At 48.9% G+C, this 25,621-nt stretch carries 31 protein-coding genes; 6 read left to right on the top strand and 25 right to left on the bottom strand.

Annotated elements, in window-relative coordinates:
* Nucleotides 1–20: 20 nt before the first annotated feature.
* From thrC to ffh, 10 genes are all read right to left on the bottom strand, one after another.
* Entirely contained in the window at nucleotides 21–1,415 is a 1,395-nt protein-coding gene (gene thrC / locus AMJAP_RS02040) for a threonine synthase (RefSeq protein WP_019620835.1), read from the bottom strand.
* A gap of 28 nt (nucleotides 1,416–1,443) precedes the next feature.
* The gene (locus tag AMJAP_RS02035) at nucleotides 1,444–2,739 is read right to left on the bottom strand and encodes a homoserine dehydrogenase (protein ID WP_026340009.1); all 1,296 of its coding nucleotides are present in this window, start codon (nucleotides 2,737–2,739) and stop codon (nucleotides 1,444–1,446) included.
* A 177-nt stretch (nucleotides 2,740–2,916) separates the two neighbouring features.
* Nucleotides 2,917–3,657, bottom strand: a complete 741-nt coding sequence (locus AMJAP_RS02030) for a DsbC family protein (protein WP_019620837.1) — start codon at nucleotides 3,655–3,657, stop codon at nucleotides 2,917–2,919.
* Nucleotides 3,658–3,762: 105 nt separating this feature from the next.
* The gene (xerD, locus tag AMJAP_RS02025; RefSeq protein ID WP_019620838.1) at nucleotides 3,763–4,704 is read right to left on the bottom strand and encodes a site-specific tyrosine recombinase XerD; all 942 of its coding nucleotides are present in this window, start codon (nucleotides 4,702–4,704) and stop codon (nucleotides 3,763–3,765) included.
* Between the two features lie 28 nt (nucleotides 4,705–4,732).
* The gene (locus AMJAP_RS02020; protein WP_019620839.1) at nucleotides 4,733–5,149 is read right to left on the bottom strand and encodes a PH domain-containing protein; all 417 of its coding nucleotides are present in this window, start codon (nucleotides 5,147–5,149) and stop codon (nucleotides 4,733–4,735) included.
* Nucleotides 5,150–5,322: 173 nt separating this feature from the next.
* Nucleotides 5,323–5,682, bottom strand: coding sequence for a 50S ribosomal protein L19 (gene rplS, locus AMJAP_RS02015; RefSeq protein WP_019620840.1), 360 nt, complete (start codon nucleotides 5,680–5,682; stop codon nucleotides 5,323–5,325).
* 16 nt (nucleotides 5,683–5,698) lie between these two features.
* Nucleotides 5,699–6,448: a tRNA (guanosine(37)-N1)-methyltransferase TrmD gene (trmD, locus tag AMJAP_RS02010; RefSeq protein WP_019620841.1), complete on the bottom strand. Its 750-nt coding sequence runs from the start codon at nucleotides 6,446–6,448 to the stop codon at nucleotides 5,699–5,701.
* Between the two features lie 3 nt (nucleotides 6,449–6,451).
* Complete coding sequence (gene rimM / locus AMJAP_RS02005) at nucleotides 6,452–6,985, bottom strand: ribosome maturation factor RimM (protein ID WP_019620842.1); 534 nt, start codon at nucleotides 6,983–6,985, stop codon at nucleotides 6,452–6,454.
* A 31-nt stretch (nucleotides 6,986–7,016) separates the two neighbouring features.
* Nucleotides 7,017–7,256 (bottom strand): 30S ribosomal protein S16, encoded by a 240-nt coding sequence (gene rpsP / locus AMJAP_RS02000; protein WP_019620843.1) that lies wholly within the window; start codon nucleotides 7,254–7,256, stop codon nucleotides 7,017–7,019.
* Nucleotides 7,257–7,438: 182 nt separating this feature from the next.
* On the bottom strand, nucleotides 7,439–8,839 hold the full coding sequence (gene ffh, locus AMJAP_RS01995; protein ID WP_019620844.1) for a signal recognition particle protein: 1,401 nt from the start codon (nucleotides 8,837–8,839) through the stop codon (nucleotides 7,439–7,441).
* A gap of 278 nt (nucleotides 8,840–9,117) precedes the next feature.
* On the opposite strand from ffh, the gene AMJAP_RS01990 reads away from it, so the two are divergent.
* Nucleotides 9,118–9,918 carry a cytochrome C assembly family protein gene (locus tag AMJAP_RS01990; RefSeq protein WP_236588741.1) on the top strand — a complete coding sequence of 267 codons (801 nt, stop codon included), beginning with the start codon at nucleotides 9,118–9,120 and terminating at the stop codon, nucleotides 9,916–9,918.
* A gap of 96 nt (nucleotides 9,919–10,014) precedes the next feature.
* The gene (locus tag AMJAP_RS01985) at nucleotides 10,015–11,301 is read left to right on the top strand and encodes an HlyC/CorC family transporter (protein WP_019620847.1); all 1,287 of its coding nucleotides are present in this window, start codon (nucleotides 10,015–10,017) and stop codon (nucleotides 11,299–11,301) included.
* 47 nt (nucleotides 11,302–11,348) lie between these two features.
* Here AMJAP_RS01985 and AMJAP_RS01980 read toward each other — a convergent pair whose 3' ends face one another.
* The 4 genes from AMJAP_RS01980 to AMJAP_RS01965 are packed head-to-tail and all read right to left on the bottom strand — an operon-like array spanning nucleotide 11,349 to nucleotide 13,002.
* Nucleotides 11,349–11,648, bottom strand: a complete 300-nt coding sequence (locus AMJAP_RS01980) for an MTH1187 family thiamine-binding protein (RefSeq protein WP_026340012.1) — start codon at nucleotides 11,646–11,648, stop codon at nucleotides 11,349–11,351.
* Nucleotides 11,649–11,661: 13 nt separating this feature from the next.
* Nucleotides 11,662–11,859 carry a DUF1289 domain-containing protein gene (locus tag AMJAP_RS01975; RefSeq protein ID WP_019620849.1) on the bottom strand — a complete coding sequence of 66 codons (198 nt, stop codon included), beginning with the start codon at nucleotides 11,857–11,859 and terminating at the stop codon, nucleotides 11,662–11,664.
* Nucleotides 11,860–11,869: 10 nt separating this feature from the next.
* Nucleotides 11,870–12,394 (bottom strand): gamma carbonic anhydrase family protein, encoded by a 525-nt coding sequence (locus tag AMJAP_RS01970; RefSeq protein ID WP_019620850.1) that lies wholly within the window; start codon nucleotides 12,392–12,394, stop codon nucleotides 11,870–11,872.
* Nucleotides 12,395–12,396: 2 nt separating this feature from the next.
* Nucleotides 12,397–13,002, bottom strand: a complete 606-nt coding sequence (locus AMJAP_RS01965; RefSeq protein ID WP_019620851.1) for a CoA pyrophosphatase — start codon at nucleotides 13,000–13,002, stop codon at nucleotides 12,397–12,399.
* Between the two features lie 178 nt (nucleotides 13,003–13,180).
* Here AMJAP_RS01965 and AMJAP_RS01960 point away from each other — a divergent pair, with 178 nt between their 5' ends.
* Nucleotides 13,181–15,319, top strand: a complete 2,139-nt coding sequence (locus tag AMJAP_RS01960) for a TonB-dependent receptor (RefSeq protein ID WP_019620852.1) — start codon at nucleotides 13,181–13,183, stop codon at nucleotides 15,317–15,319.
* A gap of 76 nt (nucleotides 15,320–15,395) precedes the next feature.
* Here AMJAP_RS01960 and AMJAP_RS01955 read toward each other — a convergent pair whose 3' ends face one another.
* Genes AMJAP_RS01955 through AMJAP_RS01930 form a run of 6 tightly spaced genes read right to left on the bottom strand, consistent with a single transcriptional unit; the run spans nucleotide 15,396 to nucleotide 19,679 of the window.
* Nucleotides 15,396–16,112: an energy transducer TonB gene (locus AMJAP_RS01955; protein WP_019620853.1), complete on the bottom strand. Its 717-nt coding sequence runs from the start codon at nucleotides 16,110–16,112 to the stop codon at nucleotides 15,396–15,398.
* Complete coding sequence (locus tag AMJAP_RS01950) at nucleotides 16,109–16,510, bottom strand: ExbD/TolR family protein (protein WP_019620854.1); 402 nt, start codon at nucleotides 16,508–16,510, stop codon at nucleotides 16,109–16,111. The genes AMJAP_RS01955 and AMJAP_RS01950 overlap by 4 nt, the downstream gene beginning before the upstream one ends.
* On the bottom strand, nucleotides 16,500–17,111 hold the full coding sequence (locus tag AMJAP_RS01945) for a MotA/TolQ/ExbB proton channel family protein (protein ID WP_019620855.1): 612 nt from the start codon (nucleotides 17,109–17,111) through the stop codon (nucleotides 16,500–16,502). Before AMJAP_RS01945 ends, AMJAP_RS01950 begins: the two co-directional genes overlap by 11 nt.
* Entirely contained in the window at nucleotides 17,108–17,851 is a 744-nt protein-coding gene (locus AMJAP_RS01940; protein ID WP_019620856.1) for a sulfite exporter TauE/SafE family protein, read from the bottom strand. The genes AMJAP_RS01945 and AMJAP_RS01940 overlap by 4 nt, the downstream gene beginning before the upstream one ends.
* A complete protein-coding gene (locus AMJAP_RS01935) occupies nucleotides 17,848–18,891 on the bottom strand; it encodes a 4Fe-4S binding protein (RefSeq protein ID WP_019620857.1) in 1,044 nt (347 codons plus the stop codon). The genes AMJAP_RS01940 and AMJAP_RS01935 overlap by 4 nt, the downstream gene beginning before the upstream one ends.
* Nucleotides 18,888–19,679, bottom strand: a complete 792-nt coding sequence (locus tag AMJAP_RS01930) for a hypothetical protein (protein ID WP_019620858.1) — start codon at nucleotides 19,677–19,679, stop codon at nucleotides 18,888–18,890. The genes AMJAP_RS01935 and AMJAP_RS01930 overlap by 4 nt, the downstream gene beginning before the upstream one ends.
* A gap of 286 nt (nucleotides 19,680–19,965) precedes the next feature.
* Between AMJAP_RS01930 and AMJAP_RS01925 the strand changes: the two genes are divergently transcribed.
* The 3 genes from AMJAP_RS01925 (at nucleotide 19,966) to AMJAP_RS01915 (ending at nucleotide 21,443) form a co-directional block, all read left to right on the top strand.
* On the top strand, nucleotides 19,966–20,535 hold the full coding sequence (locus tag AMJAP_RS01925; RefSeq protein WP_019620859.1) for an NUDIX hydrolase: 570 nt from the start codon (nucleotides 19,966–19,968) through the stop codon (nucleotides 20,533–20,535).
* Between the two features lie 15 nt (nucleotides 20,536–20,550).
* The gene (locus tag AMJAP_RS01920; RefSeq protein WP_019620860.1) at nucleotides 20,551–20,712 is read left to right on the top strand and encodes a YqaE/Pmp3 family membrane protein; all 162 of its coding nucleotides are present in this window, start codon (nucleotides 20,551–20,553) and stop codon (nucleotides 20,710–20,712) included.
* A 122-nt stretch (nucleotides 20,713–20,834) separates the two neighbouring features.
* A complete protein-coding gene (locus AMJAP_RS01915; RefSeq protein ID WP_019620861.1) occupies nucleotides 20,835–21,443 on the top strand; it encodes a MarC family protein in 609 nt (202 codons plus the stop codon).
* Between the two features lie 285 nt (nucleotides 21,444–21,728).
* Here the strand turns inward: AMJAP_RS01915 and AMJAP_RS01910 are convergent, their stop codons facing one another.
* From AMJAP_RS01910 to dnaJ, 5 genes are all read right to left on the bottom strand, one after another.
* A complete protein-coding gene (locus tag AMJAP_RS01910; RefSeq protein ID WP_019620862.1) occupies nucleotides 21,729–22,040 on the bottom strand; it encodes a YqfO family protein in 312 nt (103 codons plus the stop codon).
* Between the two features lie 67 nt (nucleotides 22,041–22,107).
* Nucleotides 22,108–22,497 carry a DUF3461 family protein gene (locus tag AMJAP_RS01905; RefSeq protein WP_019620863.1) on the bottom strand — a complete coding sequence of 130 codons (390 nt, stop codon included), beginning with the start codon at nucleotides 22,495–22,497 and terminating at the stop codon, nucleotides 22,108–22,110.
* A 167-nt stretch (nucleotides 22,498–22,664) separates the two neighbouring features.
* Nucleotides 22,665–23,471: a 4-hydroxy-tetrahydrodipicolinate reductase gene (gene dapB / locus AMJAP_RS01900; RefSeq protein WP_019620864.1), complete on the bottom strand. Its 807-nt coding sequence runs from the start codon at nucleotides 23,469–23,471 to the stop codon at nucleotides 22,665–22,667.
* Nucleotides 23,472–23,523: 52 nt separating this feature from the next.
* Nucleotides 23,524–24,327 carry a serine O-acetyltransferase gene (gene cysE / locus AMJAP_RS01895; RefSeq protein ID WP_019620865.1) on the bottom strand — a complete coding sequence of 268 codons (804 nt, stop codon included), beginning with the start codon at nucleotides 24,325–24,327 and terminating at the stop codon, nucleotides 23,524–23,526.
* A 48-nt stretch (nucleotides 24,328–24,375) separates the two neighbouring features.
* Nucleotides 24,376–25,509 carry a molecular chaperone DnaJ gene (gene dnaJ / locus AMJAP_RS01890; RefSeq protein WP_019620866.1) on the bottom strand — a complete coding sequence of 378 codons (1,134 nt, stop codon included), beginning with the start codon at nucleotides 25,507–25,509 and terminating at the stop codon, nucleotides 24,376–24,378.
* Between the last annotated feature and the right edge of the window lie 112 nt (nucleotides 25,510–25,621).

The following is a 25,621-nucleotide window of genomic DNA, read 5'->3' as shown; positions in this document are numbered from 1 at the left end:
AGTATCAAAGCAGCAAGTACTTAGTCGTTATGAACGTTTTTAGCAACGAACTGCTGTACCGTAGACAGTTCATTAGGCAATACCGTGAACTGTTCTTCACGCTCAAACAGATCCGCCATATGGGCTGGCAGCTGGGGAGATTCCAATCCCGCCTTCAGCACCGCTTCCGGGAACTTGACCGGATGCGCTGTGGACAACACAATCATCGGCACACTGGTATCACGATTACATTCTCGCGCCGCCGCCACACCGATAGCCGTATGAGGATCCAGCAGATAACCGGTTTCCTGCGCCACTGTTTCGATCAGCTTACAGGTCTCTTCATCATCACAGGCATAGCTATCAAACAGCTCTCGCACTTTTTCCCAGCGCTGCTTGTCTAATTGCACTGGCTCCGTTTTGAACTTAGCCATCAGATCATTGATCGCTGCACCGTCCCGACCATAAACATCAAACAGCAGACGCTCAAAGTTTGAGGACACCATAATATCCATCGATGGAGACAACGTGTGAACCAATTCACCCTTGCTCATATCATTACCGGAGATCACCCGGTGCAGGATATCGTTCTTGTTAGTCGCAACCACCAGCTGACTGATAGGCAAGCCCATCTGTTTCGCCAGATAACCCGCAAAAATATCACCGAAGTTACCGGTCGGCACTGAGAACGCCACTTCACGATGAGGACCACCCACCGCCAGAGAAGCTGAGAAGTAGTAAACGATCTGGGACATAATACGTGCCCAGTTGATCGAGTTCACAGCACCCAGCTTACGACCGCCCAGGAAGTCCTGATTAGCAAAGCTGTCCTTAACCATCTCCTGACAGTCATCGAAGTTACCTTCCAGCGCAACATTGAACACATTATCTTCGATAATAGTGGTCATCTGCTTACGCTGCACTTCGGAAACACGATTGTAAGGATGCAGAATAAAGATATCCAGATGGTCGCTGTGACGACAACCTTCAATGGCCGCAGAACCGGTATCACCGGACGTCGCGCCCATAATGACCAGACGTTCCTGACGCTTGGTCAGCGCATAATCCATCAAACGACCCAGCAACTGCAATGCAAAATCTTTAAATGCCAGCGTAGGCCCGTGGAATAGCTCCAGCACCCATTCATTCGTGCCCAACTCTTTCAGTGGTGCAACAGCGATATGATTAAACCCGGCATAGGTCTCATCGATCATCTGCTTAAGATCAGCATCTTCCACACAGTCATCAACAAACGGCTTAATAATTTTATACGCCAGTTCGTTATAAGGCAGACCGGCCCAGGAAGCGATCTCCTCTTTACTGAAAGTCGGCAAAACTTCCGGTACATAAAGGCCACCATCGCTGGCCAGACCAGCCAATAGCACTTCTTCAAAATTCAGCGCAGGGGCATCGCCCCGGGTAGAGATATATTTCACGGTCTAAATTCCTGCTCTTCCTGTTACCTTACAGATGCTCAACACGGATACGGGTAACCGCTTGATTAACATCAGCCAGCGCTTCGATCTTAGCGATCGCTTCATTCATCTGCTTCTCCTGAACATCTTGAGTCAGGATAATCACAGGCACTTGGTCTTCATGGGTTTCTTTCTGAATAATCGCATCAATACTGATTTCTGACTCACTCAAGATAGAGGTCACCATCGCCAGAACACCAGGACGCTCATTTACCGTCAGACGCAGGTAGTACGCACTAGTTACCTCATCAACCGGCAAAATTGGCAGCTCAGACAAGCTACCTGGCTGGAATGCCAGATGCGGCACACGATTATCACGATCAGCCGTCAGTGTACGAACGACATCAACAATATCCGCTACCACAGCAGAGGCTGTCGGCTCAGCACCAGCACCGGCACCGTAATACATCGTCTGACCTACAGCATCCCCGTCAACCAGAACAGCATTCATCACACCGTGAACATTCGCCAGCAGTGCCTTTTCTGGAATCATGGTCGGATGCACACGCAATTCGATACCGTTTTCGGTACGCCGGCTGACACCCAGATGCTTAATCCGGTAACCGAGCTCTTCTGCGTATTGCACATCTTCAGCTGTAATCTTGCTAATACCTTCGGTATAAGCCTTCTCAAACTGCAGAGGCACACCGAAAGCGATGGACGCCAGTATCGTCAGCTTATGCGCCGCATCGATACCCTCAACATCAAAGGTTGGATCAGCTTCGGCATAACCAAGCGCCTGCGCTTCAGCCAGCACATCAGCGAAATCACGCCCTTTATCTCGCATTTCGGTCAGGATAAAGTTACCGGTTCCGTTGATGATACCCGCCAGCCAGTTGATCTTGTTCGCCGACAGACCTTCACGAATCGCTTTGATAATCGGAATACCACCGGCAACCGACGCTTCAAACGCAACCATAACGTTCTTTTTCTGAGCCGCTTCAAAAATCTCATTACCATGAACGGCGATCAGGGCTTTATTGGCTGTTACAACATGCTTACCATGCTCAATAGCAGTCATCACCAACTCTAGCGCTAGCTCATAGCCGCCAATCAACTCAACAACAACATCGATCTCAGGATTGCGGGCAATCTCGAAAATATCCGCTGTAATATGGGTACCCCGGGTGTCGCAATCAGGATTTTCACGACGGGCACCGATCGCTTCTACAACGATACTACGGCCCGCACGACGGGAGATCTCTTCAGCGTTGCGTTTAAGTACATTGAACGTACCACCACCAACGGTGCCAAGACCACAGATACCAACTTTTACAGGTTTCAAACCATTACCTCGCGCTATTACTTTGCTATTCGAGCGGCAGACATTACTGCGGTTAAAAAATAGGCACGCATTATAGCGAATATCCGCCATAAGCTCTACGCAGCGCTCTACCTTACCGCAAAAAAGTTTATGCATAAAAAAAGGGAGCTCATAGCTCCCTTCTTCTCAACTCAAAACTTAATTAGCAACACCCAGCATCTTCGCCAACTGAGCAGCCGGCATATAACCCGGCACCAGACTCCCATCCTGCAACACCAGCGCAGGCGTTCCGGTCACTCCCATCTGCTGCCCCAATTTATACTGACCCATCACCGGGCTGTTCTCACAAGTAAGAGGAGGAACAGTCTGACCCGCTTTAGACAGAGTCATCAACGCAGCCCGCTCTGACTCATCGGCACACCAGATAGAGTTCATCTCTCGCTCAGTATTAGAGCCAGCACCGGCACGCGGAAAGGCCAGATAACGGACTTCGATGCCCTGCTCATTAATCTGCCCGATCTCTTTATGTAACTTCCGACAGTAGAAACAATCCGTATCGGTGAACACCGTCATATGTGCTTTGGTCTCGCCTTTCGCTGGAAAGATAACCATATCTTTAGTATCGACGGCAGCTAACTGCTCAATCCGGCCGGACTTCTTGCCCTCTTCCGTAAGGTTAACCAGCTTGCCATTTGACTGAACTTTATACACCTCGCCGACAATAAAATGACTGCCCGCCTCATTCACATAAAGCAGCTCACCACTCGCCAGAGTTACTTCATAAAGACCTGGAAACTGGGCATCAGCGATAGCAACGATAGGCACCTGGCTACTCAGCGCACTCAAGGCAGAACGTATAGCCGCTTCTTTAGATTCATCCGCTGAAACATTAAAGCTCAGCAACATCAAAGCCACTATGGACATCATTAGTTTTTGCATAATTCCCTCAAATATTTGAATCGCCTTTCAAAGCTCTGCCTGTAAGACGCTAAAACAGCAGCATAGTTTCCAGCCTAACGACGAAAACTGAAAATAACCTGAAAATCAGCCCCGCGGGTGATGCTGTTGATGTAGCGATTGTAAACGATGTTTAGCCACATGCGTATAGATCTGAGTCGTTGAAAGATCGCTATGCCCCAGCAGCAACTGCACCACTCTCAAATCCGCTCCATGATTCAAAAGATGAGTAGCAAAAGCGTGTCGCAGCACATGCGGTGACGGCAGCTGATCAATACCTGCAGTGAGGCCATGACGCTTGATCCGATACCAAAAAGTTTGCCGGGTCATCTGCTGGCCACGACGACTGGGGAAGACCACTTCATTTCCGGCATCCTGTATAAGACCGGGACGCGCCTCTTTCAGGTAGCGTATCAACCAATTGGCAGCTTCATCCCCTAAAGGAACCAACCGCTCTTTATCCCCCTTACCCACAACTCTGAGCACACCCTGGCGCAGATTAATTTGTGACAACTGTAGCCCCACCAGCTCACTCACCCGTAATCCGGATGAGTAAAGCATCTCCAGCATCGCCCTATCCCGAAAGCCCAGAACATCATCCAGATCCGGCGCATTCAGCAAGGCTTCAACATCAGCCTCACTTAAACTCTTCGGCAAAGGACGCCCACGCTTCGGACTTTCAACTTGCAAGGTCGGGTCTTCGCTTAACACTCCCTCCCTTAATAGATAGCGAAAAAAACCACGTAAACAGGAGAGCAATCGAGCCGTAGAGCTGGCTTTCATTCGCTGACGTACGCGCCAATTGAGATAGCTAAGCAGATTAGTTCGACTGGATTCAAGCAGGCATTGTTTCTGACCGTTCAACCAGCATGCGTATATAGAGAGATCACGGCGATATGAGTTAAGTGTATTTTTACTTAAGCCCTTTTCTAACCAGAGCGCATCGATAAATTGCTCAATCAGCTCAGAGTCACGCGGAGATGGATGCTCTGCGGTTACCCGCGCATCGGTTTGAGTTTCGCTGTTCACACAGTGGGTATCCGTCACCGGAGCCGTATTATTTCAATACTTTCAGCCCGGAAATTTTTGTCTTATTGATAGGATAGCTAGCACTACCCTGGGCTACATGCTCATCGACGTAGATGGTATTACCCTTCACCCGCCTAAGCGTACCTTCTACTTTGCGACCAAAATAGGTTTCCAGCTTAACCCAGCTGCCAATATATTGCCCGAGCTGCTCATGATGGATTGATTGGTAGGTTTTCTCATGCACCGTTTTCGGAGCAACCTGCCCGCCCCGCACTGCACGCCGAATGGCTTCACGGGTTGCCTGACGACGCGCCTCTTCATCGGCAGTCCGACCCTGGGCATCCCGTTTATCGACAATGTCCTTACCGCCATCCGCACCAACTGCTTTAGAACCGGTACCCAGCAGAAAAAACAGAGAGCATATACTGACCAAAAATCTCTTCATCGCTCCCTTCCACAGCCCATCGAGTATCACCACATACCCTGACAGTATTAAAAAAAACCAAGCGGGTACAACAATATTCCATTTATTTTAGTGCGGGATTAATTTCCATGCGAATTTCAGACAATAAAAAAGGCGACCGAAGTCGCCTTTTATACTCAAACTGGGCTAAATAATTACTTAGCCAGTTTCTCTTTAATACGTGCAGACTTACCACTACGCTCACGCAAGTAGTACAGTTTAGCCTGGCGCACGTCACCGCGACGCTTAACTTCAATGCTATCTACAGTAGACGCAAAAGTCTGGAAAGTACGCTCAACACCAACACCGTGAGAAATTTTACGTACGGTGAACGCAGAGTTTACGCCACGGTTACGCTTACCAATCACAACGCCTTCAAACGCCTGCAAACGCTTACGCTCGCCTTCAACTACTTTTACCTGAACAATAACGGTGTCACCCGGTGCAAATTCTGGTACTTCTTTGTTCATCTGTTCAGCTTCGATCTGCTGAATGATAGAGTTTTTGCTGCTCATCGCTCGCTCCTAAATACTAACCTTGAGACGCTTCGGTCTCACGGATAAATTCGTTTAACAATGTTTGCTGCTCTTTATCTAACCTAAGGTCATCCAGCAGGTCCGGGCGCCGTTTCCAGGTTCGGCCCAGTTGCTGTTTCAGACGCCAGCGCCTGATCGCCTCGTGGTTACCGCTAAGCAACACATCGGGTACGGACATTTCGTCGAGTTCTTCCGGTCGGGTGTAGTGCGGGCAATCTAGCAACCCATCACAAAAGGAATCTTCCGTCGCTGAATCCTGATGCCCTAAAACTCCGGGAACCAGTCTGGATACCGCATCGATCATCACCATTGCTGGCAACTCGCCGCCGCTGAGGACAAAATCACCCAACGACCACTCCTCATCGATTTCAGTCTCCACCAGACGCTCATCTATACCTTCATAGCGCCCCGCGACAAGAATCAACCGCTCACAAGCGGCCAGTTCCTTCACCCCAGCATGATCAAGTCGGCGCCCCTGCGGCGAAAGATAGATTACTCTGGTCTTATCACCTGCAGTTTTTTTAGCTGCATGGATTGCGTCCCGCAGCGGCTGCACCTTCATCAACATTCCGGGACCACCGCCATAAGGACGGTCATCCACCGTACGGTGTTTATCCTTTGTGAACTCCCTAGGGTTCCAGCACTGCACATCGAGCAAGCCGTTGCGCACTGCCCTTCCGGTTACGCCGTTGCGAGTTATCGCTTCAAACATCTCCGGAAAAAGGGTAACTACACCGATCCACACCGGTTAAAACTCCGGATCCCAATCGACCCGTATCGTACCTTCTTCAAGGTTTATCTCTTTAATCACCTGATCCGGCAGGTAGGGGATCAACCGCTCTCTGCGATCAACACTGTCTGCCTTACCTTTTACTACCAGTACATCATTTGAACCGGTCGCAATCAGATGACTTACCTTACCCAGCTTCACGCCGGACTCGGTCAATACTTCAAGCTTTTCCAGCTGACTCCAGTAAAAATCACCTTCGCCCAGCGCTGGTAGCAGGCTAGTTTCTATCGCGATATCCATGCCACAATACTGGCGAGCTATATCACGATCATCAACACCTGCAAGCTTAGCTACCAGTCCCTTACCATGTTTTTTGCCTTCGCTAATCTTAACCGGCTGCCACTGACCGTTTAGTTTCAGTAGCCATGGTGAGTAATCCAGAATGCGCTCCATCGGCTCGGTATGGGAGTATATTTTCACCCAACCTTTAACGCCGTAGATCGTCGTGATCCGCCCTACTGTTGTAATATCGTCTGACGTCAAACCACTCATCTTAATAACCCAACTGATCGCTTAATAACGTTTACTTAGCGCCTTTTACCAGCTTAGCAACGCGATCAGACATCTGAGCGCCTTTAGCTACCCAGTAGTCAACACGTTCCTGATTAATACGCAGACGCTCTTCCTGGCCTTTAGCCAGAGGGTTGAACAGGCCAACACGCTCAATAAAACGACCATCACGCGGATTACGAGAATCAGCTACAGTCAAATGATAGAAAGGACGCTTTTTAGCGCCACCACGAGAAAGACGAATAGTTACCATACGTTTGGTCCCTTTATTAAGTGAGCTTTGATATCACCCACAGTTCACAGATTCCAGCCTCATTCCGATCTCCTCATAGAAAAAATCGATGTAGACTGCACCTAATCATAAAAACAGGGCGGGAATTCTACGCGAATCCACCGCCCTTGAAAAGTCTTTTGGCTATTTATTAAGCGCCGACATCACATACGTGGAAAGCCGCCCGGTCCCCCAGGACCGCCCATGCCGCCAGGCATCATACCCTTCATGCCGCGCATCATCTTCGCCATGCCGGCCTTAGAAGAAAACTTCTTCATCATTTTAGCCATCTGCTTATGCTGCTTCAGCAGACGGTTAATATCCTGAATCTGGGTACCAGAACCCATCGCGATACGTTTTTTACGCGAACCGCTAATCACGTCCGGACGCTTACGCTCGTGTGGCGTCATTGAATTTATAATCGACTCAAACTGTTTAAAGCCTTTCTCAGCATTAGAGAGATTAGCCCCTTGCATCGCCTGACCCATCTGACCCATGCCGGGCAGTTTATCCATCAACGAAGACATACCACCCATGTTGCTCATCTGTTGCAGCTGGTCACGGAAGTCTTCCAGATCAAAGCCCTTACCTTTCTGAACTTTTTTAGCCAGACGCTCAGCTTTGTCCTTATCAACCTTCTGCTCTACTTCTTCGATCAGAGATAGAACATCGCCCATTCCCAGGATTCGGGAAGCAACACGATCAGGATGGAAAGGTTCCAGCGCATCTACTTTCTCGCCTACGCCTAAGAACTTGATCGGTTTACCCGTAATATGGCGAACAGACAGCGCCGCACCACCACGGGCATCACCATCGGTCTTAGTCAGTACCACACCGGTAAGCGGCAGCACATCATTGAATGCCTTGGCTGTATTCGCCGCATCCTGACCAGTCATGGCATCAACTACAAACAGAGTTTCAACCGGATTAATCGCTGCATGTAGCGCTTTGATCTCATCCATCATGCCGGTATCGACATGCAGACGACCGGCGGTATCAACAATCAAAACATCGAAATGCTTAACTTTGGCATGATTGATCGCCGCATTTACAATATCGATCGGCTTTTGTTCAACAGACGAAGGAAAGAAATCTACCTCAACTTCTGCCGCCAGTGTTTCAAGCTGCTTGATCGCCGCAGGACGATACACGTCAGCAGACACGACCAGTACTTTCTTCTTCTCTCGCTCACGTAAGAAGCGAGACAGCTTCGCCACAGAGGTAGTTTTACCCGCCCCCTGCAAACCAGCCATCATCACAACAGCAGGAGGTTGAGCAGCCAGGTTGAGTGCCTCATTGGCCTCACCCATGACTTTTTCCAGCTCCTGCTGGACTATCTTAACAAACACCTGCCCAGGGCTCAGGCTCTTACTGACCTCAGTCCCTACAGCGCGTTCTTTAACACTGTTTATAAATACCTTAACGACTGGCAGAGCCACGTCAGCTTCAAGCAGCGCCATACGAACTTCACGCAGGGTGCCTTGAATATTGTCTTCGGTCAGCTTCGCCTGACCCGTAACCGATTTTAGCGTTTTCGCTAAACGATCCGTCAGATTCTCAAACATAGTTACGCCTTAAGGGGGAGGGTTAATCCGGTACTGCTTCGTCAGAAGTCGCAATGAAACCAGCGCTTCGGCAGCAAAATAAAGACCGCCATTATACAGCAGCAGCGCCCTATAGGAACCTGATTAAATGGAAACGGGTTATCAATTGGTCAGCATCAGCGCTGACCTTGGTCAATTAGCCCTGTATCAATATTTCATCAACCGCATATTTATGACACACTTAGCGCCATCTAAAGAGGGAAAAAACCGTTCCCTTCCCTTACTTTTTTATGGATCTGATGAGCTCACCGCTGATGCAAACTCTGCCCACACTAGTTGCCATTCTCTGCTACCTGATCGCTGCCAGCCTGCAGTGGCAAACCGTTAAAGGCCACAGTATTAATCGCCATCTGGTCAGATTGGCGGGATTAACCGCTATTATCGCTCACGGCTATGCGGTCTACCTGGAACTTCATCACCCCGAGGGTATTCAGCTGGGTTTCTTTAGCACTGGCTCACTGATTGGCTGGCTGGTTGCAACCCTGGTATTACTTAGCTCGCTACGACAAAAAATCGACAACCTGTTTGTAGGCATCTTTCCGCTGGCAGCCATCACACTACTATTCTCTTTAATCGGCGTTGATGCCAATACTGCCAGACATTACGACAGCGGCCTGGTCATCCATATCCTCCTCTCTATTCTCGCTTACAGCATCTTCACCCTGGCCGCTTTTCAAGCAGTACTGCTGGCCAAACAGGACTATCAGCTTAAGCATCATATGACCAAAGGTCTGCTTCGTTCACTGCCACCATTACAAACAATGGAGGCCTTGTTATTTGAGATGATCTGGACCGGGCTTATCCTGCTAACGCTCTCATTAGCCAGCGGCGCATTGGTTTTTGATGATCTGTTTGCTCAGCATCTGGTCCACAAAACCGTTCTATCCATCCTGGCATGGCTGCTTTATGCCACCCTGCTCATAGGCCGTCACTTTCTGGGCTGGCGCAGTCATAAAGCGATTCGGTGGACCGTCGGCGGCTTTATTGTGCTAATGCTCTCATTCTTCGGCAGTAAGTTTGTTGTCGAACTACTCATGTAAGCAGCGTGCCCGACAAAGCTCCGGCTAAGTATGCTTGACAGTTTCTGGGGTTAGCCCGACAATAGCTTTCCAACCCGCTACTGAAGGTTAAACGTCTTGGAAGGCGCATCGATCGAGTCCCTGTTGGGACTGCTTGTATTTCTTATTTTCTGCTCAGCATTTTTCTCCAGCTCTGAGACCGGCATGATGTCACTCAACCGTTACCGGTTGCGTCATATGGTCAAAAACAGACACCGGGGAGCGATCAAAGCCAACAAACTTCTCAAACGCCCTGATCGACTTATCGGCGTTATTCTGATCGGCAATAACTTCGTCAATATTCTTGCCTCAGCAATTGCCACTATTATTGCTGTTGAGCTGTGGGGAGAAGATGGCATCTTCATCGCGACAGCGGCACTGACACTGGTCATTCTGATTTTTGCCGAAGTTTCACCCAAAACTATTGCAGCCCTGTACCCTGAGAAAATTGCCTTTCCTGCTGCCTATATACTGCAGCCACTGTTAAAACTGCTTTATCCACTGGTCTGGATAGTTAATTTAATCACCAATAACTTACTAAAACTGATCGGCGTTAAAGTCACTCCCGGCGAACACCATCACCTCAGCACCGAAGAGCTTCGCACACTGGTAAATGAATCCGGCGCGGTGCTGCAACAGCGCAACCAGTCAATGTTACTGGGTGTTCTGGAGCTGGATGATGTCACCGTCAACGACATCATGATTCCCCGAAACGAGGTTTTGGGCATCGATCTGGACAACGATCTGGAAGAGATTATTGACCAGCTAAGCACCACCGCTCATACACGGATGCCGGTATACCGGGGAGAGCTGAATAAAGTTGTCGGCATTCTCCATATGCGTAACCTGGCCCAGGTATTCAGGCAGGATGCCGTAACTAAAGCCGCTATTCTTCAGGTTATTCATGAGCCCTACTTCGTCCCCGAAAGCACTCCATTACAAACCCAGCTATTAAATTTTCAGAAAGAGAGCCGACGGATCGCGTTAGTGGTTGATGAGTATGGTGATATTGAGGGCATCGTCACCCTGGAAGATATTCTGGAAGAGATCGTTGGGGAGATGTCCATCAGTGGTAAAGAGGAAAATCAGGATATTTTCCCTCAGACAGATGGCAGCTTCTTTATCGACGGTACCGCCAACATTCGCGATGTAAACAAGTCACTGGACTGGGACCTGCCCACCGATGGCCCTAAAACCATTAACGGGCTGGTGATGGAAGTCATTGAAGCGATTCCAGATGCGAATGTCTGCTTACTGATCGACAACTACCGAATTGAAACACTGCAAGTAAGTGACAATCTGATTAAAACGATCCGGGCAACCCGGTTGAAGCAGGATAGCGATGATGAGGAAGAGGAGGACTAGCGCCTCTTCCCGGGCCCGGGCAACCGGGCTACTTTAACTTATTGCCTTCACACTAATTTAGCTTTCACGCTGTTAATTTTATCATCCATGGTCTGATCACGATCGGTACGAGTACCGATACGCATGCTGCTGGTGATCCGAACAGCTCCCATGTGGTGAACCACCTCATGGCAACGCTTTACTGCCGCAAATACAGCGTCCCAGTCCCCCTCAACATTAGTACCATAAGCGTGCATCTGATGATCCAGACCCGACTCCTGCAGCACTCTCTGACAGGCAGTCACATACTCTGACACAGAGGTACCAACACCTATCGGCACGACACACAGATCGATCATTACTTTCATATCAGTCTCTGTTTCAGGCACTGCGATCATCCTCTTCCCGCTGTCGAATCAAAGCCCACACCGCTTTTTTCTCATCATCAGATAACACACCCCATTCAGCGATTTCTATTCCGCTACGACGACAGGCTATACAGAGATCTTTCTCATCCAGTGCGCAGACGCCTATGCAGGGCGAACGAACAGACAGAGATACTGGGGTTTCATTCTTCATTGGTCACTTCTTAATTCTGTTGCTGTAATTCCAACCGATAACGCTGCATATTTTCAACATAATGCGCCGCGTTCTCGAGTAATCCCTGCTGCTGTTCTTCACTCAGTGAACGCTTTACTTTCGCAGGAGAGCCAACCACCAGTGAACCATCAGGAATCACCATTCCCTCCGGGACCAGCGCATTCGCGCCAATCAGGCAGCCTTTACCAATTTTTGCACCATTGAGCACTACCGCACCGATCCCGACTAAGGAACCATCACCTACCTCACAGCCATGCAACATGGCCAGATGTCCTACGGTTACATCTTTGCCAACTGTCAGCTTATAGCCAGGATCAGTATGCAATACCGAGCCATCCTGAATATTGGATCGCTCGCCAATAGTAATTTGATCGTTATCTCCGCGAATAACCACGTTAAACCAGACACTGGCCTGGTTATGTAATTCAACCGAGCCTATCAGGGTAGCGTTATGCGCAACATAATGCTCTTCGCCCACTAAACAGACCTCGCGGCCACTCATAGAAAACAACATAGTTAACTGTACTCCGGTCGGGTTTTCATCGGGATACCGGCATCGAATCCCACATTTAAAAGCTCTACCAGCATATAGGCGGTGAGCCCCCAGATAATATCACCCTCATACATATATGCAGGCACGTAATGGGTCTTCCCTCGAAAAGGAATGGCATCGGTGTGATGGGGTGGTTTTTCAAGAAAAAAGCTTAACGGCACCCGGTGAATCCGGTCCAGTTCACCCAGGTTGGGTGTCAAAACAACATCATGGGGAATAATCCCAACATAAGGAGTAACCCGAAGCTTATGTTTCGATAATACCGCGCCCAGAGGGCCGACAACCTCAACATCTACAGGCCTGAGATCGACCTCCTCTTCCGCCTCTCGTAAAGCGGTGTAGAGCAGATCAGGGTCAGTATCGTCCCGCTTCCCCCCCGGAAAGGCGATCTCACCGCTATGAGTGTTCAGATGATCGGCACGGCGGGTCAGTATCACTTCAGGGCCCGCTGGATTATCCGTCAACGCGATCAAAACCCCAGCTTCCGGCCCACTTAAGCTAAGTGTACGGGGAGCATAGCGATCTATACGTTGTTTAAGCCTATCAAACATATGGATTTTATCAGTCATAAGTATAAATCCATCATACCTCCCGATTGATCGAAAGTTTAGCGTTGCCTGTCTATATCTCTGTCATTCAGGCGCAATTGCCAGCTGCGACATCTTGCCACGCGACAACGTGTCACATTGTTTTACCCTGTTGGAGAGCCTATTTTTTCGCGCAGAATATTCTCTTAATGGGCCCATTATGGACAAGTATCCCAAGCAATTTCGCTGCTGCCAACTCGCTATTTGCATAGCAACCACGCTAACCAGCATTCATGTACAGGCAGAAGAAACCGCTGTATCCGACATTATTACCGTGACTGCCACACGTACCGAACGCACGTCAGCAGAGGTACCTGAAAGCATCTCAATCATCGACCAGGAACGCCTGGAGCAGGAGAAAATGTTTAATATTGCCGACGCCCTCAAAGGAACACCTGGCGTACTGATTCAATCCACCAGCGGCGGCAGTAGCTCCCGCCTGATTGTTCGGGGAGCCGGCCTGAAAGCGCAGTACGGCATACGTGAAATCATGGTATTACGCGACGGAGTTCCGATTACTGATCCAGACAGTTTCACACGGATGGATTTTATCGACACTCAGGATATTGAGCAGATCGAAGTCAGCAAAGGACCGGCAAATATCTATGCTACCGGCTCTACCGGCGGCGCGATACATATCCTATCTAAATCAGTATTCGATAATCGCCGCGACCAGCTGCGCCTTGGATTCGGAGATCAGGGTACCCGTAATCTACACCTGCGCAAATCTTATACGTCCGATGAAGGTAACGCTCTGGCCTTTACCGCTTCGCATCGCGCCCAGGAAAATGGTTGGCGTCGACATAACGAGTATGAATCCAACCAGTTCAGCATTAAAGGAGGCATCCTGCCAACAGATAACAGCGAACTGGAGATAGAACTAAGCCTTACCCAGTCAGAGATGAATCTGCCGGGCACTATGGATGAAGCGCAGTTCCATCAGTTCAAACGTACAGGAGAACAAAGAGACAATAATTCAGCCTTTAAAAACAGCGCCCGCGATTCAGATATTATCTTTTTTAATAGCCGCTTGACGGTAGAACTGGATGATCTGACACTCAGGCCCCGAATATATTACAACCACTGGAGTCACTTTCATCCGGTAACCGGCGCGATCAACGTTAACCCCGGGGTCGATATTTTCGGCACTGACCTGGAACTGGACTATAGCCATCACCTGGTAGGTGAAGACAACCTGGTCAGCGGCGTTACCTTCAGGCAGGATCGCACAGATAACGCCCGTAAATACGCCTACGCAGACATACTCACTGCCGGACCACGCATCATCAGTACTCTGTCTGACAGGAAAGGTGAATTATTAGAAAAACAGGACGAGCTGAATACCGTTTATGGCTTCTTCTTACAGGAAAATTTACGACCAACTGATCACTTACTTATCGATGCAGGCTTCCGCTTCGACAGAATAAAAATAGAACAGGACACCTGGAGCAGCGATACCGCATACAACTATGGGATGGGGAATTACCTGACCATTCCCGGCAGTGGAGGCAATACCAGTTTAAGCCGTAGCTTTAATCTTTTCTCTCCCCGCATTGGTGCCAGTTATAAACTAAACAACAACTTCACTCTGTTCGGTAATATCGCCCAGGGTGAACAAGTGCCCTTCTCTAGTGAACTGGAGAGCAACATCGACCTGCTCAGTGCGACCAATCGGACCGTTGAAGTCGGTTTGAAAGGCAGAGCTGCGGCTTGGCAGTTTGACCTGAGCGCTTATGCTACTGAAGTAAAAGACGAAATCATTCAGGTACGTACTGACGGCGAAACACTCTATCAAAACGCCGGCAAAACCGACAAAAAAGGGCTCGAATTTAGCGGCACCGTTCAGGTTCTCAAGCAGACGATTCCCGGCGAGCTTCAGTTAGGACTAAATTACGCCTATAGCGACTATCACTACGACGAGTTTTCAGAAGTGGTCTATCTGGGGCGCACCCCAACAAACTTTGATCGATCTGGAAATCAACTGCCTTATATTCCGGAACACTACTACAGTCTGAATCTTAATTATCAGCATCCCAACGGCATCAAACTCAGAGTGCAGGCTGACAGCTGGGGAGAATACTATCTGGATAACGCCAACACAGAGACCTATAACGGTTATGACTTTGTTACCAGCGCTATTCTGGGGTATTCAATCGGGCCACACGATATCAATCTGAACATCCAGAACTTGTTTGATAAGCGCTATGCGGTAGAGGTTAAGAAAGACACTCGTGGAGATAAGTCCTACTCTCCGGGCGCGCCACGCAGTCTGATGTTAAGCTACAGCTACCAGTTCTAACAATCTCCTATAAGCTGACAGCGGTTGCTTCTTGCGCCGCTGCACAGCACCTCAGACACCCGGCTGAGGTGCTGAGTTACAGAAGCTTATATTCCAATACCAATCGATAACTGAAAGCCCCCTGATCTCCCGGTAGCAATAAAGGCAATGAATGCTTAACCGCATTCAAGGTTGCTTTATAAAATAATCGATTCCCCTCTAACCACTCGAAATGCTCTAGTGCACCCCGACTATCCAACGATAAACGAAAGCTCACTCGCCCTTCAATCCCACGGGATACAGCGCGTTTAGGGTAACGTTTATTCTTATCTATACGTTGCACCAACACTGCCAGAAAGCGTGCCCGCAGCTGATCAGGTGTCATAACAGGAGCCGCCACCGGCTCAATCATGGCATCGACCTCGGTCCTTACTACCTCCGCAACAGGCTCAACCGCCTTTGCTGTCTCTACTGCAAATTTAGGTTTAGGTTTAGGTTTAGGTTTAGGTTTAGGTTTAGGTTTAGGTTTAGGTTTAGGTTTAGGTTTAGCAAGCTTAACTGCAGCTTCAGGAGGAGTAAAAATTTTTGCTGTTTCCGGTGACGCTTTCAATGGCACTTCTGCTGGCGTGACAGGCTGCTGTGACGGTGCGACAGATAAACTGACCGGCTGATAACTTTTGGGCGCTGATACTGCCGCACTCAACGCAGGCTGATATAGTTGTTGCCAGATGAAGGCATGTACGGCGCCGGATAAGACAATCCCTCCCACAACATGCCAGCCAGAAAAGCGCCGGGGGGCCTCCATCGAATTCATGGTTCCCGTGTGGCAACTTCAAGGTTACTAATATTCAGTAAGCGGGCTATATCAAGCAAGGTTACAACCTTTGCAAAATTGACCTGATGATCAGCTTTAAGACGCAGTAACCGATCAGGGCTCGCCTCAAACAACGACTTTAACCGCTGTTCCAGCAACTGAGCATGCACCACTTCTGAGTTGATATAAAAGATACCCGTCCGGTCTATCGATACAACTACGGGCTCCTCTTCAGGAGAGGTTTCAACACTAACCGCCCCCGGCAACATGAGTTCGATCTGCTGTTCATCGACAAAGTGTGCCGTAAGCATAAAAAAAACCAATAAGAGAAATACAATATCGATGAGAGGCGTCAGATTAAGTGCTGTCAGACTATGAGCGGGCAATTTATAAGACATCTGCCACAGCCTCCCATTGGGCAGACGCTGAATCAGAGGTGATCTCTGCGCTCTCCGAGCGGTCTAACACTAAAGCGGCTGCCTGATGCAGGCGCCAGTGAAATCGCCCTAGTCCCGACTCAAGAAAATGCAACAAAATAAGCAAGGGGATCGCCACAGACAACCCCACACCGGTGGTTAACATCGCCTCCCAGATACCGCCGGCAAGCGCCATCGCATCAACCTTCCCTCCTGCACTTTCAATCACCTGAAAGGCTTTAATCATACCGGTAATCGTACCCAGCAAACCCAACAGCGGAGCAGTATTAGCCAGCACAGCAACTGTCTTAAGCCCCGATTCTAAGGGTTTCATCTCGGCCTGAATCAAATGGCTTGCCGTAGCCCGTAACTCCGGGCTATGCCCATGTATTCTCAGCACAGCACTTAGCTGATCAACGATCCGTTTTTCAGCGCTCTCTTTCCACAGTGAAGCAGAGACAGAAAGGTTGTTGCGGGGAGTAAACAGGAGTTGCAGATAACGGCTGGCAATAATGGTCAATCCAATCAAAGAATAAGCCGCCAGTATCCAGATAATCGGCCCACCTTTTTCAATCCACATCATACAAACACTCCTCTGAGTGCGGTATTAACCGCTACTAACATCAACATTAACGCGCCAGCCCGGGTCAGCCCCTGTTGCCACTTTCCTAGCTGTTTCTGTAATTCCTGCCCCAGCAGAGCAAAACCATATCGCACCAGTAGAGTGGGTATTACAATCGCGCCTAAACCAAAACTCAGCGCAACCGAAGCACCCCATATCGGGTCAGCGCTTTGCGCAGCTGCCGCCAACAACCCAAGCAGAGGCACACAGGGGTTTAGTGCCAGTGAAAAACCCAACAGCGCCAACTGGATCCTGTTTTTTTCAGGGGACTTTTCATTGTCAGCCGCATCCGTCGCAATTAACTGGACACTGCCGGAAACCGACACCGCCTTTCGGGGTTCTGAATGTTGAGATAACGCTGTTGCGCAAGCTTTATTCCGGCTCTGAAGCAACATCCGCAACGCTAGCCAGAAAGTCACCAGTGCGATAGCCCAGGGCAACGAAGGATGATTCAGGTAGTTTTGTAAAAGACTACCGGTACTCGCTGCGATCGTGCCCAGGATCAGATAACCGGAAAGCCTGCCTGTCATAAACGGAAGCAGCACCAGGTGAAAGGGCTGGCGCGCAGCCGGCCCAAGTAAAACTGGTCCCAGGTAGGGAAGACAACTAAGGTTGCACGGTCCGCTACCAAAACTCAGACCTATCACAAAAGCAGTAAAAATCGCAGCAAGCAGTTCCAGCTCCAGTAATTCAGGCGTCATACCTTATCTTTTTCCTGCCGGTTAAAATCGACCAGTTTCACTTTATCCCAGCCTGTTTGTGCTTTCTTCCGTTGCTTGAAATAAGCCGGACTGGAACTAAAAACAGGCACACTGAGATAACGCAGCTGCAAAACATCCGTATCCGGACAAAACTCAACACAACGGCCACACAGGGTGCAATCTGGCAAAGTGATATCGGTCGCCTTCGCAACCCCATTAAGTTCAGTCTGCAACTCACGGATATCCATCGGACAGGCCTCAGCGCAAAGACCGCACTTATCACAGCGAGCGGATCCCTGTTTGACCAGCCGGGTAAAACCTAACTTTCTGAAAACCGCATGCAAGGCCAGCATCGGGCAAATTCGACAGAACGGTTGCCTGAGTGTCATCGACATTGCCACTATCAGGCCAAACAGAAAATCACCGGTCACTGAAAGCGCCATATAACTGGAACTTGAGGTATCAACAAACAGCTGTTCATTCGAGCCGGTGAACAGTGTTGTTAATATCCGGCTGGGGCAGATCTGACAGAACGGATCACCCCACTCATCACTCAGGAATCCCAGGCTCGTCAGGGCAGGCAACCCAAATACCAGAATAGCCAGCATCAGCCATTTAACCGGCCTGATTTTATCGACCGCACCGTGGCTAAGGCTATCCACCCGGCGCAAACCGAGCTTCTGACCTATTAACTGCATCACCTCTTGAAAAAAACCCAGTGGGCAAACCCAGCCGCAGAACGCCTTATTTAAAAACACGAACATCAACAGAAAGGTGGCCACTGTTGTCAGAAACGGCATAAAAAACATAAACCAGTTGCCTGCATCTGCCGCTGCGCCAAGACGATGATGAATCTGATGCTGCAGCGGAATCAACGCACAATAGTCCGCATTCATACCGTCATAGGCACAACTCAAAGAGGGTAGCGCCCCCGAAATTTTATCCGCGGCATAGAAGCCCACAACGACTGATCCGTACACCAGAAATACAAACATGCATAACTGAACAAAGCGCCGAACGATGGTCAAATTGAAAGTCACTTCGTTTTCCTCCGACTATGGACAGGAAGGCGGCGGTTTAACCAGAAACCGAATACCAGCCCTCCCAGAGCAACACCCGAACCTAAGCTGACACTCTGCCAGCTCTCGCTACTGACTCGATACTCAGCACTCAGACTGGTCTGATACTCAATACCCTCCCGCGTTAACTCGCTGAATAGCCGTAGCTCTCCCGGTGGGTTCGCACGTTTGCCAGGTTTCACATCGGGAAAGTCATTCGGAATGGCAATTTCAAGCCTCCCGGTCGCATCACTGTGTAAAATCTCACTGGCACCGAACTCAGTCATCACTAATACCGGTTGATCGGTTAGTAATTCACCTTCAAACTTCAATAGAAACGAGTAATTTTTCCCGCTGGTATAACGCCAGTGCTCCCGGGGCAACGGATCCGGGATAATTTCAAAAGCCCCTAGTCCAACTGCAAGCAGATCAGAGGGAGAGTAGTCCACAGGCTTACCATTCAGATACAGGTAGCGCACCGCCATTCGCCGATACTTATTTCCATTCTCATGGGCAATCAACGCGTGATAATTATTTTTCCCGGTACTGTTAATGCGAAATAGCTCTGAGCCCGAAAACAAAACAGAGCGTTCCAGATCTGAATGTATTAATTCAACGGAAGAGTTTGTACCGGATAGTCTGTCAACAAGCTTAAAAACATGAGCTTTTGCCCCCTGATGACCTTTTGTTTCACCCGTCGAGGGCTGCCAGTGGAGATCCGCCTGGACCTGCCCTGTCAGCAGCCAGAGGAATAAAATAAGATTGCGCATAACGCCTGAATTCCGTTCATTTAAAGCCGCTGATAGTAACGAGACTTAAAGCGTCGGGGATGTGACCAAATGACGCATGAGACAATTAGACGCACGCTATATAAGTTGCCGGAACACCTTTCAGGCACAGACCGCTAAGATGTTACATCGGTATTAACCAAGCGATTAATTGAGCTTGTAGGGGCTTTTGCTTTACAGTTAAGTAGAACACTGTAATAACTCATCTGCCCACTATTCGGGCGATCTTTTTAACAGTGATTATTAGCAGATACCTGAAGGACATTAGATGAATTTCTGTAGTCAGTGCGGATCAACTGTTCGATTCGACATACCAGAAGACGATACCCGCCCCCGCCATATCTGTAATAGTTGCGGTGTTATTCACTATATTAACCCTAAAGTCATTGCCGGTTGTTTGCCCGTATATGAAGATAAAGTACTGTTATGTAAGCGTGCGATTGAACCGCGTAACGGCTACTGGACACTGCCCGCCGGATTTATGGAAAACGGCGAATCAACCCGCAATGCAGCAACCAGAGAAACTCTGGAAGAAGCCAATGCACGGGTGAGTAACCTCCAGCTCTACACTATAACGTCGCTGGTTCCGGTGAGTCAGGTACAGCTGATCTATCTGGCACAGCTTGATGATCTGAATTTCTCGGCAGGTGATGAAACAGAAGACGTGCAGCTTTTTTCTGAAGAGGATATCCCCTGGAAAGAACTGGCCTTTCAAACCATTAGAAATGCCCTGAAATTCTATTTTGAAGATAGGAAAGAGGGTAAATTTCCAATGCGTCACGTTGATCTTGAAACGCCAGCCGGGCAATATGTGGATAAATCGATTCAGTCTATTTAAAAAGGAAACAACCTCATGGATAACAAGCTCATTTTAATCATTCTCGCCATCTTGCTACCACCGATTGCCGTCTTTATGAAAGCAGGTGCAGGCTTGCAGCTGATTATCAATATTGTGCTCTGCCTGTTCTTCTACATTCCAGGGATTATCCATGCGCTTTGGCTTGCGCTAAAATAATATTTATAGAGTAAGCATCTATTCAGCTAAGTTAAAATAGATACTCTTGAAACGTGAAAAGCGGCCCACAAGGCCGCTTTTTTGTTTACTACGTCTATCCGGCGTCCATTTAGAGAACCACTATGACTTTGTTAATTACGACCTGGGTTAAATTTTTTATCCTGTTTGCACCCTTTTTTGTGGTGTCGATGTTCCTTGCTCTTACCCGCAGCGATACTCCTGCAGAACGCCGTAGCACGGCGAACAAAGCGGTGCTTGCTGCCGCCTGTGCAGCCCTGATTCTATTTTTCTTTGGCACACCGTTATTCGAACTACTCGGCATCACCATTGATTCATTCCGTATCGGCGCGGGCATACTGCTTTTCCTCTCCGCCATCAGTCTGGTTAAAGAAGGGGTTCGCAGTAATGCTCAGGTACCTGAAGGCGCACGGGAAGACGCGTCGGTCGTGCCCCTGGCTATCCCAACTATCATTGGCCCCGCAACCATCGGTGCAATTCTTGTTTACGGTTCTGAACTTAATGGCATTGATATGGTATTCGGTCTGGGGGGAATGTTCCTGGCACTTTTATGCTTACTGATTCTGCTGCATGCCGCCACACGACTGGAACGCCTGCTTGGAAACACAGGATTAAATATTCTCAGTAAAATTACGGGACTGATTCTTGCCGCAATGGCATCACAAATTGTTCTTACTGGTATTACTGGCTTTATGGCAGGCATCAATTACTGAGCAATATTGCAGCAACAGCAGCCGCCTACCCGAAGCCCAGTCACCACGGGCTTCTCTCTTCTTACCCCAGTGATACCCAAACTTAATCCACAGCCCTATCCACAGATTTTGTGACTCGTTTCAACGAAAAAAAATCAGCCCACTAACAAGCTGATCAGAATTAACACTCTACAATTTTAATAATAAAAATCAACTAGTTAACAAACAAACACAAAGGTTACCCAGATTTAATCTACAGGGTTACACACAGAAAATGTTCATAACCACAAATCGTTATAAACACGCTCAAATATCAGCCAACAGCCAGACGTCATACGCAACCTCTTCGTAGGGATGAGCCTGTTTTAAAGCAACAATTGCTGACTGTATGAGAGCATCTTCACAAACCATCTCAACCCTCCACTCTTCTACCTTCTCTAACTTTTCTCGCTGGCCAATATGGGGATTACTGCCCACTAATGGCCGAAACTGACCGGTCCCTTTAACCTGCCAGCAACAGCAATCGTAGTCGCCTATTCTCCCGGCACCCGCTGCAAAGACCGCTTGCTTAACGAACTCCAGATTGGCTTCAGGAACAAAAAATGCCAACTTATACATCTCATTCTCCAACAAAAAAACGGCCGATGATTGCTCACCGACCGTTTATCTCAAACCCTGATTCTGCTTACAGCTCTTCAATCTGCCGACGCAGATCTTCCACCTTTCGCGTCACAACCTTCTCAAGATGCTCCAGTTCATCCAGCAAATGTTCTTTCTTGTCTTTCACTAGCTTCTCTTCACAAACCAGCTTCTCCAGCTCAGCTAGCGCTCGCAAGTAATATGGCGAAGGCTCAGTACTGGCTCGATAAGGTACTAAACCACCTTCCACTGATACATTGGTGTGCTTGCGCTTAAACTTGAACTTCTTGCTCTTGGCCATCCACTCGCCCTGATGGCGGTGCAGATAGACTTTCAACACATCAACATCGTTTTCTGTGCGGGTCGTAAATTTCTCAATTTCATATGGGTCATCAAAACCCATCTCTGTCAGGGTCTGAAATTTTTTGGCAGACATTCCGTATACTCCATAAGCCATTCACTGTTATCCCATTGAATATAGATGAAAAACCATTAAATGGGAGTCGAACATAGTCCCATTATGGGATATTTTTCAATCGAGCCTGTAAACAGACATAAAAAAACCGCCAGCGGCGGTTTCAAAAGAGTCTGCCGTGGCCTGAGTTAATCACGCAGATCTAATACATCCTGCATATCATACAAACCTTTCTCTTTACCCGCTAACCAGCCTGCAGCCCGCACTGCGCCTTTGGCGAAAGTCATTCGGGAACTGGCCTTATGGGTGATTTCAATACGCTCACCTTCAGTGGCAAACAATACCGTATGATCACCGACAACATCACCGGCACGTACGGTAACAAAACCGATCTCTTCCTTAGTACGGGCGCCGATCTGACCTTCACGGCCATACACAGCACACTGACGCAGATCACGACCCAACGCACCCGCAACCGCTTCACCCATACTCAGCGCAGTACCCGATGGTGAATCGACTTTATGGTGATGATGAGTCTCAATAATCTCAACATCGTAGTCATCACCCAGCGCCTGTGCAGCTTCTGCCAGTAATTTGAAGCAGAGGTTTACACCAACACTCATATTTGAAGCAAAAACCACCGGCATCTTCTCACCAAAGCTGGTGAGTTCAGCGCGCTCAGCCTCGCTCAGACCGGTCGTACCAATCACCATCGCTTTGCCATGCTCAGCACACAACGCCAGATTGCTCAACGTCGCTTTGGGCGCCGTGAAATCGATCAGTACATCGAAGTCATCCATCACCTCCGCCAGAGAGCCAACAATAGCCACTCCCTGTTTACCAACGCCTGCTACCTCACCGGCATCAGCACCGATCAGGCTACTGGTAGCTTCGACAATAGCCGCACCCAACTGAACGCCTTCGGCTGCCTGAATTGCTTCAATGTTAGTTTTACCCATACGCCCGGCGGCGCCGGTTACTGCTATTCTGATCATTCTCTATTCCTATCTGCTCCAGAACCGCTAAAGTCTGCTCTGTGCCTGAATCTTATTTTGTCTTTAAACTAACGCTCTGGTCCATATCGAATGCAGGCATTTCGCATTCCGGACGACCAACAATTTTAGCTGGCACGCCTACCACGGTGGTATGGGGCGGAACATCTTCCAACACCACAGAGCCACCTCCGATTTTCGCACCGGCACCCACTTCGATATTTCCGAATATTTTAGCGCCTGCTGCGATCATCACGCCTTCACGAATCTTCGGATGGCGATCACCACACTCCTTACCCGTGCCACCTAACGTGACCGACTGAAGGATAGAAACATCATTTTCGATCACACAGGTTTCACCAACAACGATGCCGGTTGCATGATCAAACATCACTCCACAGCCAATTTTTGCCGCTGGATGAATATCAACCTGGAACACTTCACTGACGCGACTTTGCAGATAGAGCGCCATCGACTGACGTCCCTGCTGCCACATCCAGTGAGCAATTCGATACGCCTGCAAGGCATGAAAGCCCTTCAGATAAAGCAATACTGTGGTAAAAGTTGCGACGGCCGGATCACGGGTGCGTACCGCACTGATATCTTTGCAGATACATTTAAGAATATCCGGATCACCGCCCAACGCCGTTTCAATCAGCTCACGCAGCGTAATCGCCGCCATCACTTCATCAGACAGCTTGTTGGCCAGCAGGTAACTGACAGCCTCACAGAGACTCTTATGCTGGATAATCGTACTATGCAGAAAGCTCGCCAGAAAAGGCTCGCGGGATATCTCTTCCTGAGCTTCCTGTTGAATCAGCTGCCATAACTCTTCTGGGTGAGTGGGAAATTCACTCATACAAGACTCCTAAAAGTCAAAAGGGCTGCTAAGCAGCCCTTTGGGATATCAGGTCATATCCTCAAAAAATTTCTTAACGCTATCGAAGAAACCATGTTTCTTAGGCGCGTGATGTTTCTGACGTTCATCCATCGCCGTCTGGAACTCTCTCAGCAGCTCTTTCTGTTTACCGCTCAGGTTCACAGGCGTCTCAACAGTAACCCGAACTAACAGATCACCTACCGCACCACCACGAACCGGCTTGATACCTTTACCACGCAGGCGGAAAAGCTTACCCGTCTGAGTTTCTGCCGGAATCTTCAGTTTAACACGCGACTCAAGGGTAGGAACTTCAAGCTCACCACCTAACGCCGCATCGATAAAGCTAATCGGTACTTCACAGTATAGGTGTTTACCATCCCGCTCAAAAATCGCGTGATCACGAACATCCACCTGAACAAAAAGATCGCCGGATGGACCACCATGGCCGCCCGCTTCTCCTTCACCAGAGAGACGAATACGATCACCGGTATCAACACCCGCAGGAATTTTAACCGACAACTTCTTGGTTTGTTGCTTACGACCCTGGCCGTGACAGCTGCCACAAGGATCAGAGACAACCTGACCTTCACCATGACAGGTTGGACAAGTTTGCTGTACAGAGAAGAAACCCTGTTGCATACGAACCTGGCCCACACCACCACAAGTACCACAGGTTTTAGCGCTGGTACCAGGCTTAGCACCACTACCATCACAAACATCACAGCCGACCAGAGTCGGTACAGTGATCGTTTTCTCACAACCCCGAACCGCTTCTTCGAGACTCAGATCCATCGTATAACGAAGATCCGCACCGCGCTGCACATGACTACGACGACCGCCGCCATGGCCCTGCTGACCAAAGATATCGCCGAAGACATCACCGAAGATGTCCCCAAAGCCACCGGCACCACCGTGACCTCCGCCCATACCGTTCTGATCAACACCTGCATGACCATACTGATCATAAGCCGCTTTTTTCTGGTTATCAGAAAGAATTTCGTAGGCTTCGTTTACTTCTTTAAACGCATCTTCCGCCACTTTATCATCAGGATTACGGTCCGGGTGGTACTTCATCGCCATGCGGCGGTAAGCCTTTTTGATATCCCGGTCAGACGCGTCCCTTGAAACGCCTAACACATCGTAAAAATCTTTCTTCGACATAATCTGTTTCGCAATCCGGTTAGCTGGTTTTGTTGCTAAAAATTAGCTGACAATAAAAACGCGACAACGCGGGACCGGCCCGCGCTATCGTTTACAACGTTGAAAAAGCGAT

The organism is Amphritea japonica ATCC BAA-1530 (genome assembly GCF_016592435.1).
Taxonomy (GTDB): Bacteria; Pseudomonadota; Gammaproteobacteria; order Pseudomonadales; family Balneatricaceae; genus Amphritea; species Amphritea japonica.
The sequence above is the reverse complement of the archived record's forward strand: the minus strand, read 5'-3'. Positions and strand labels throughout refer to the sequence as shown.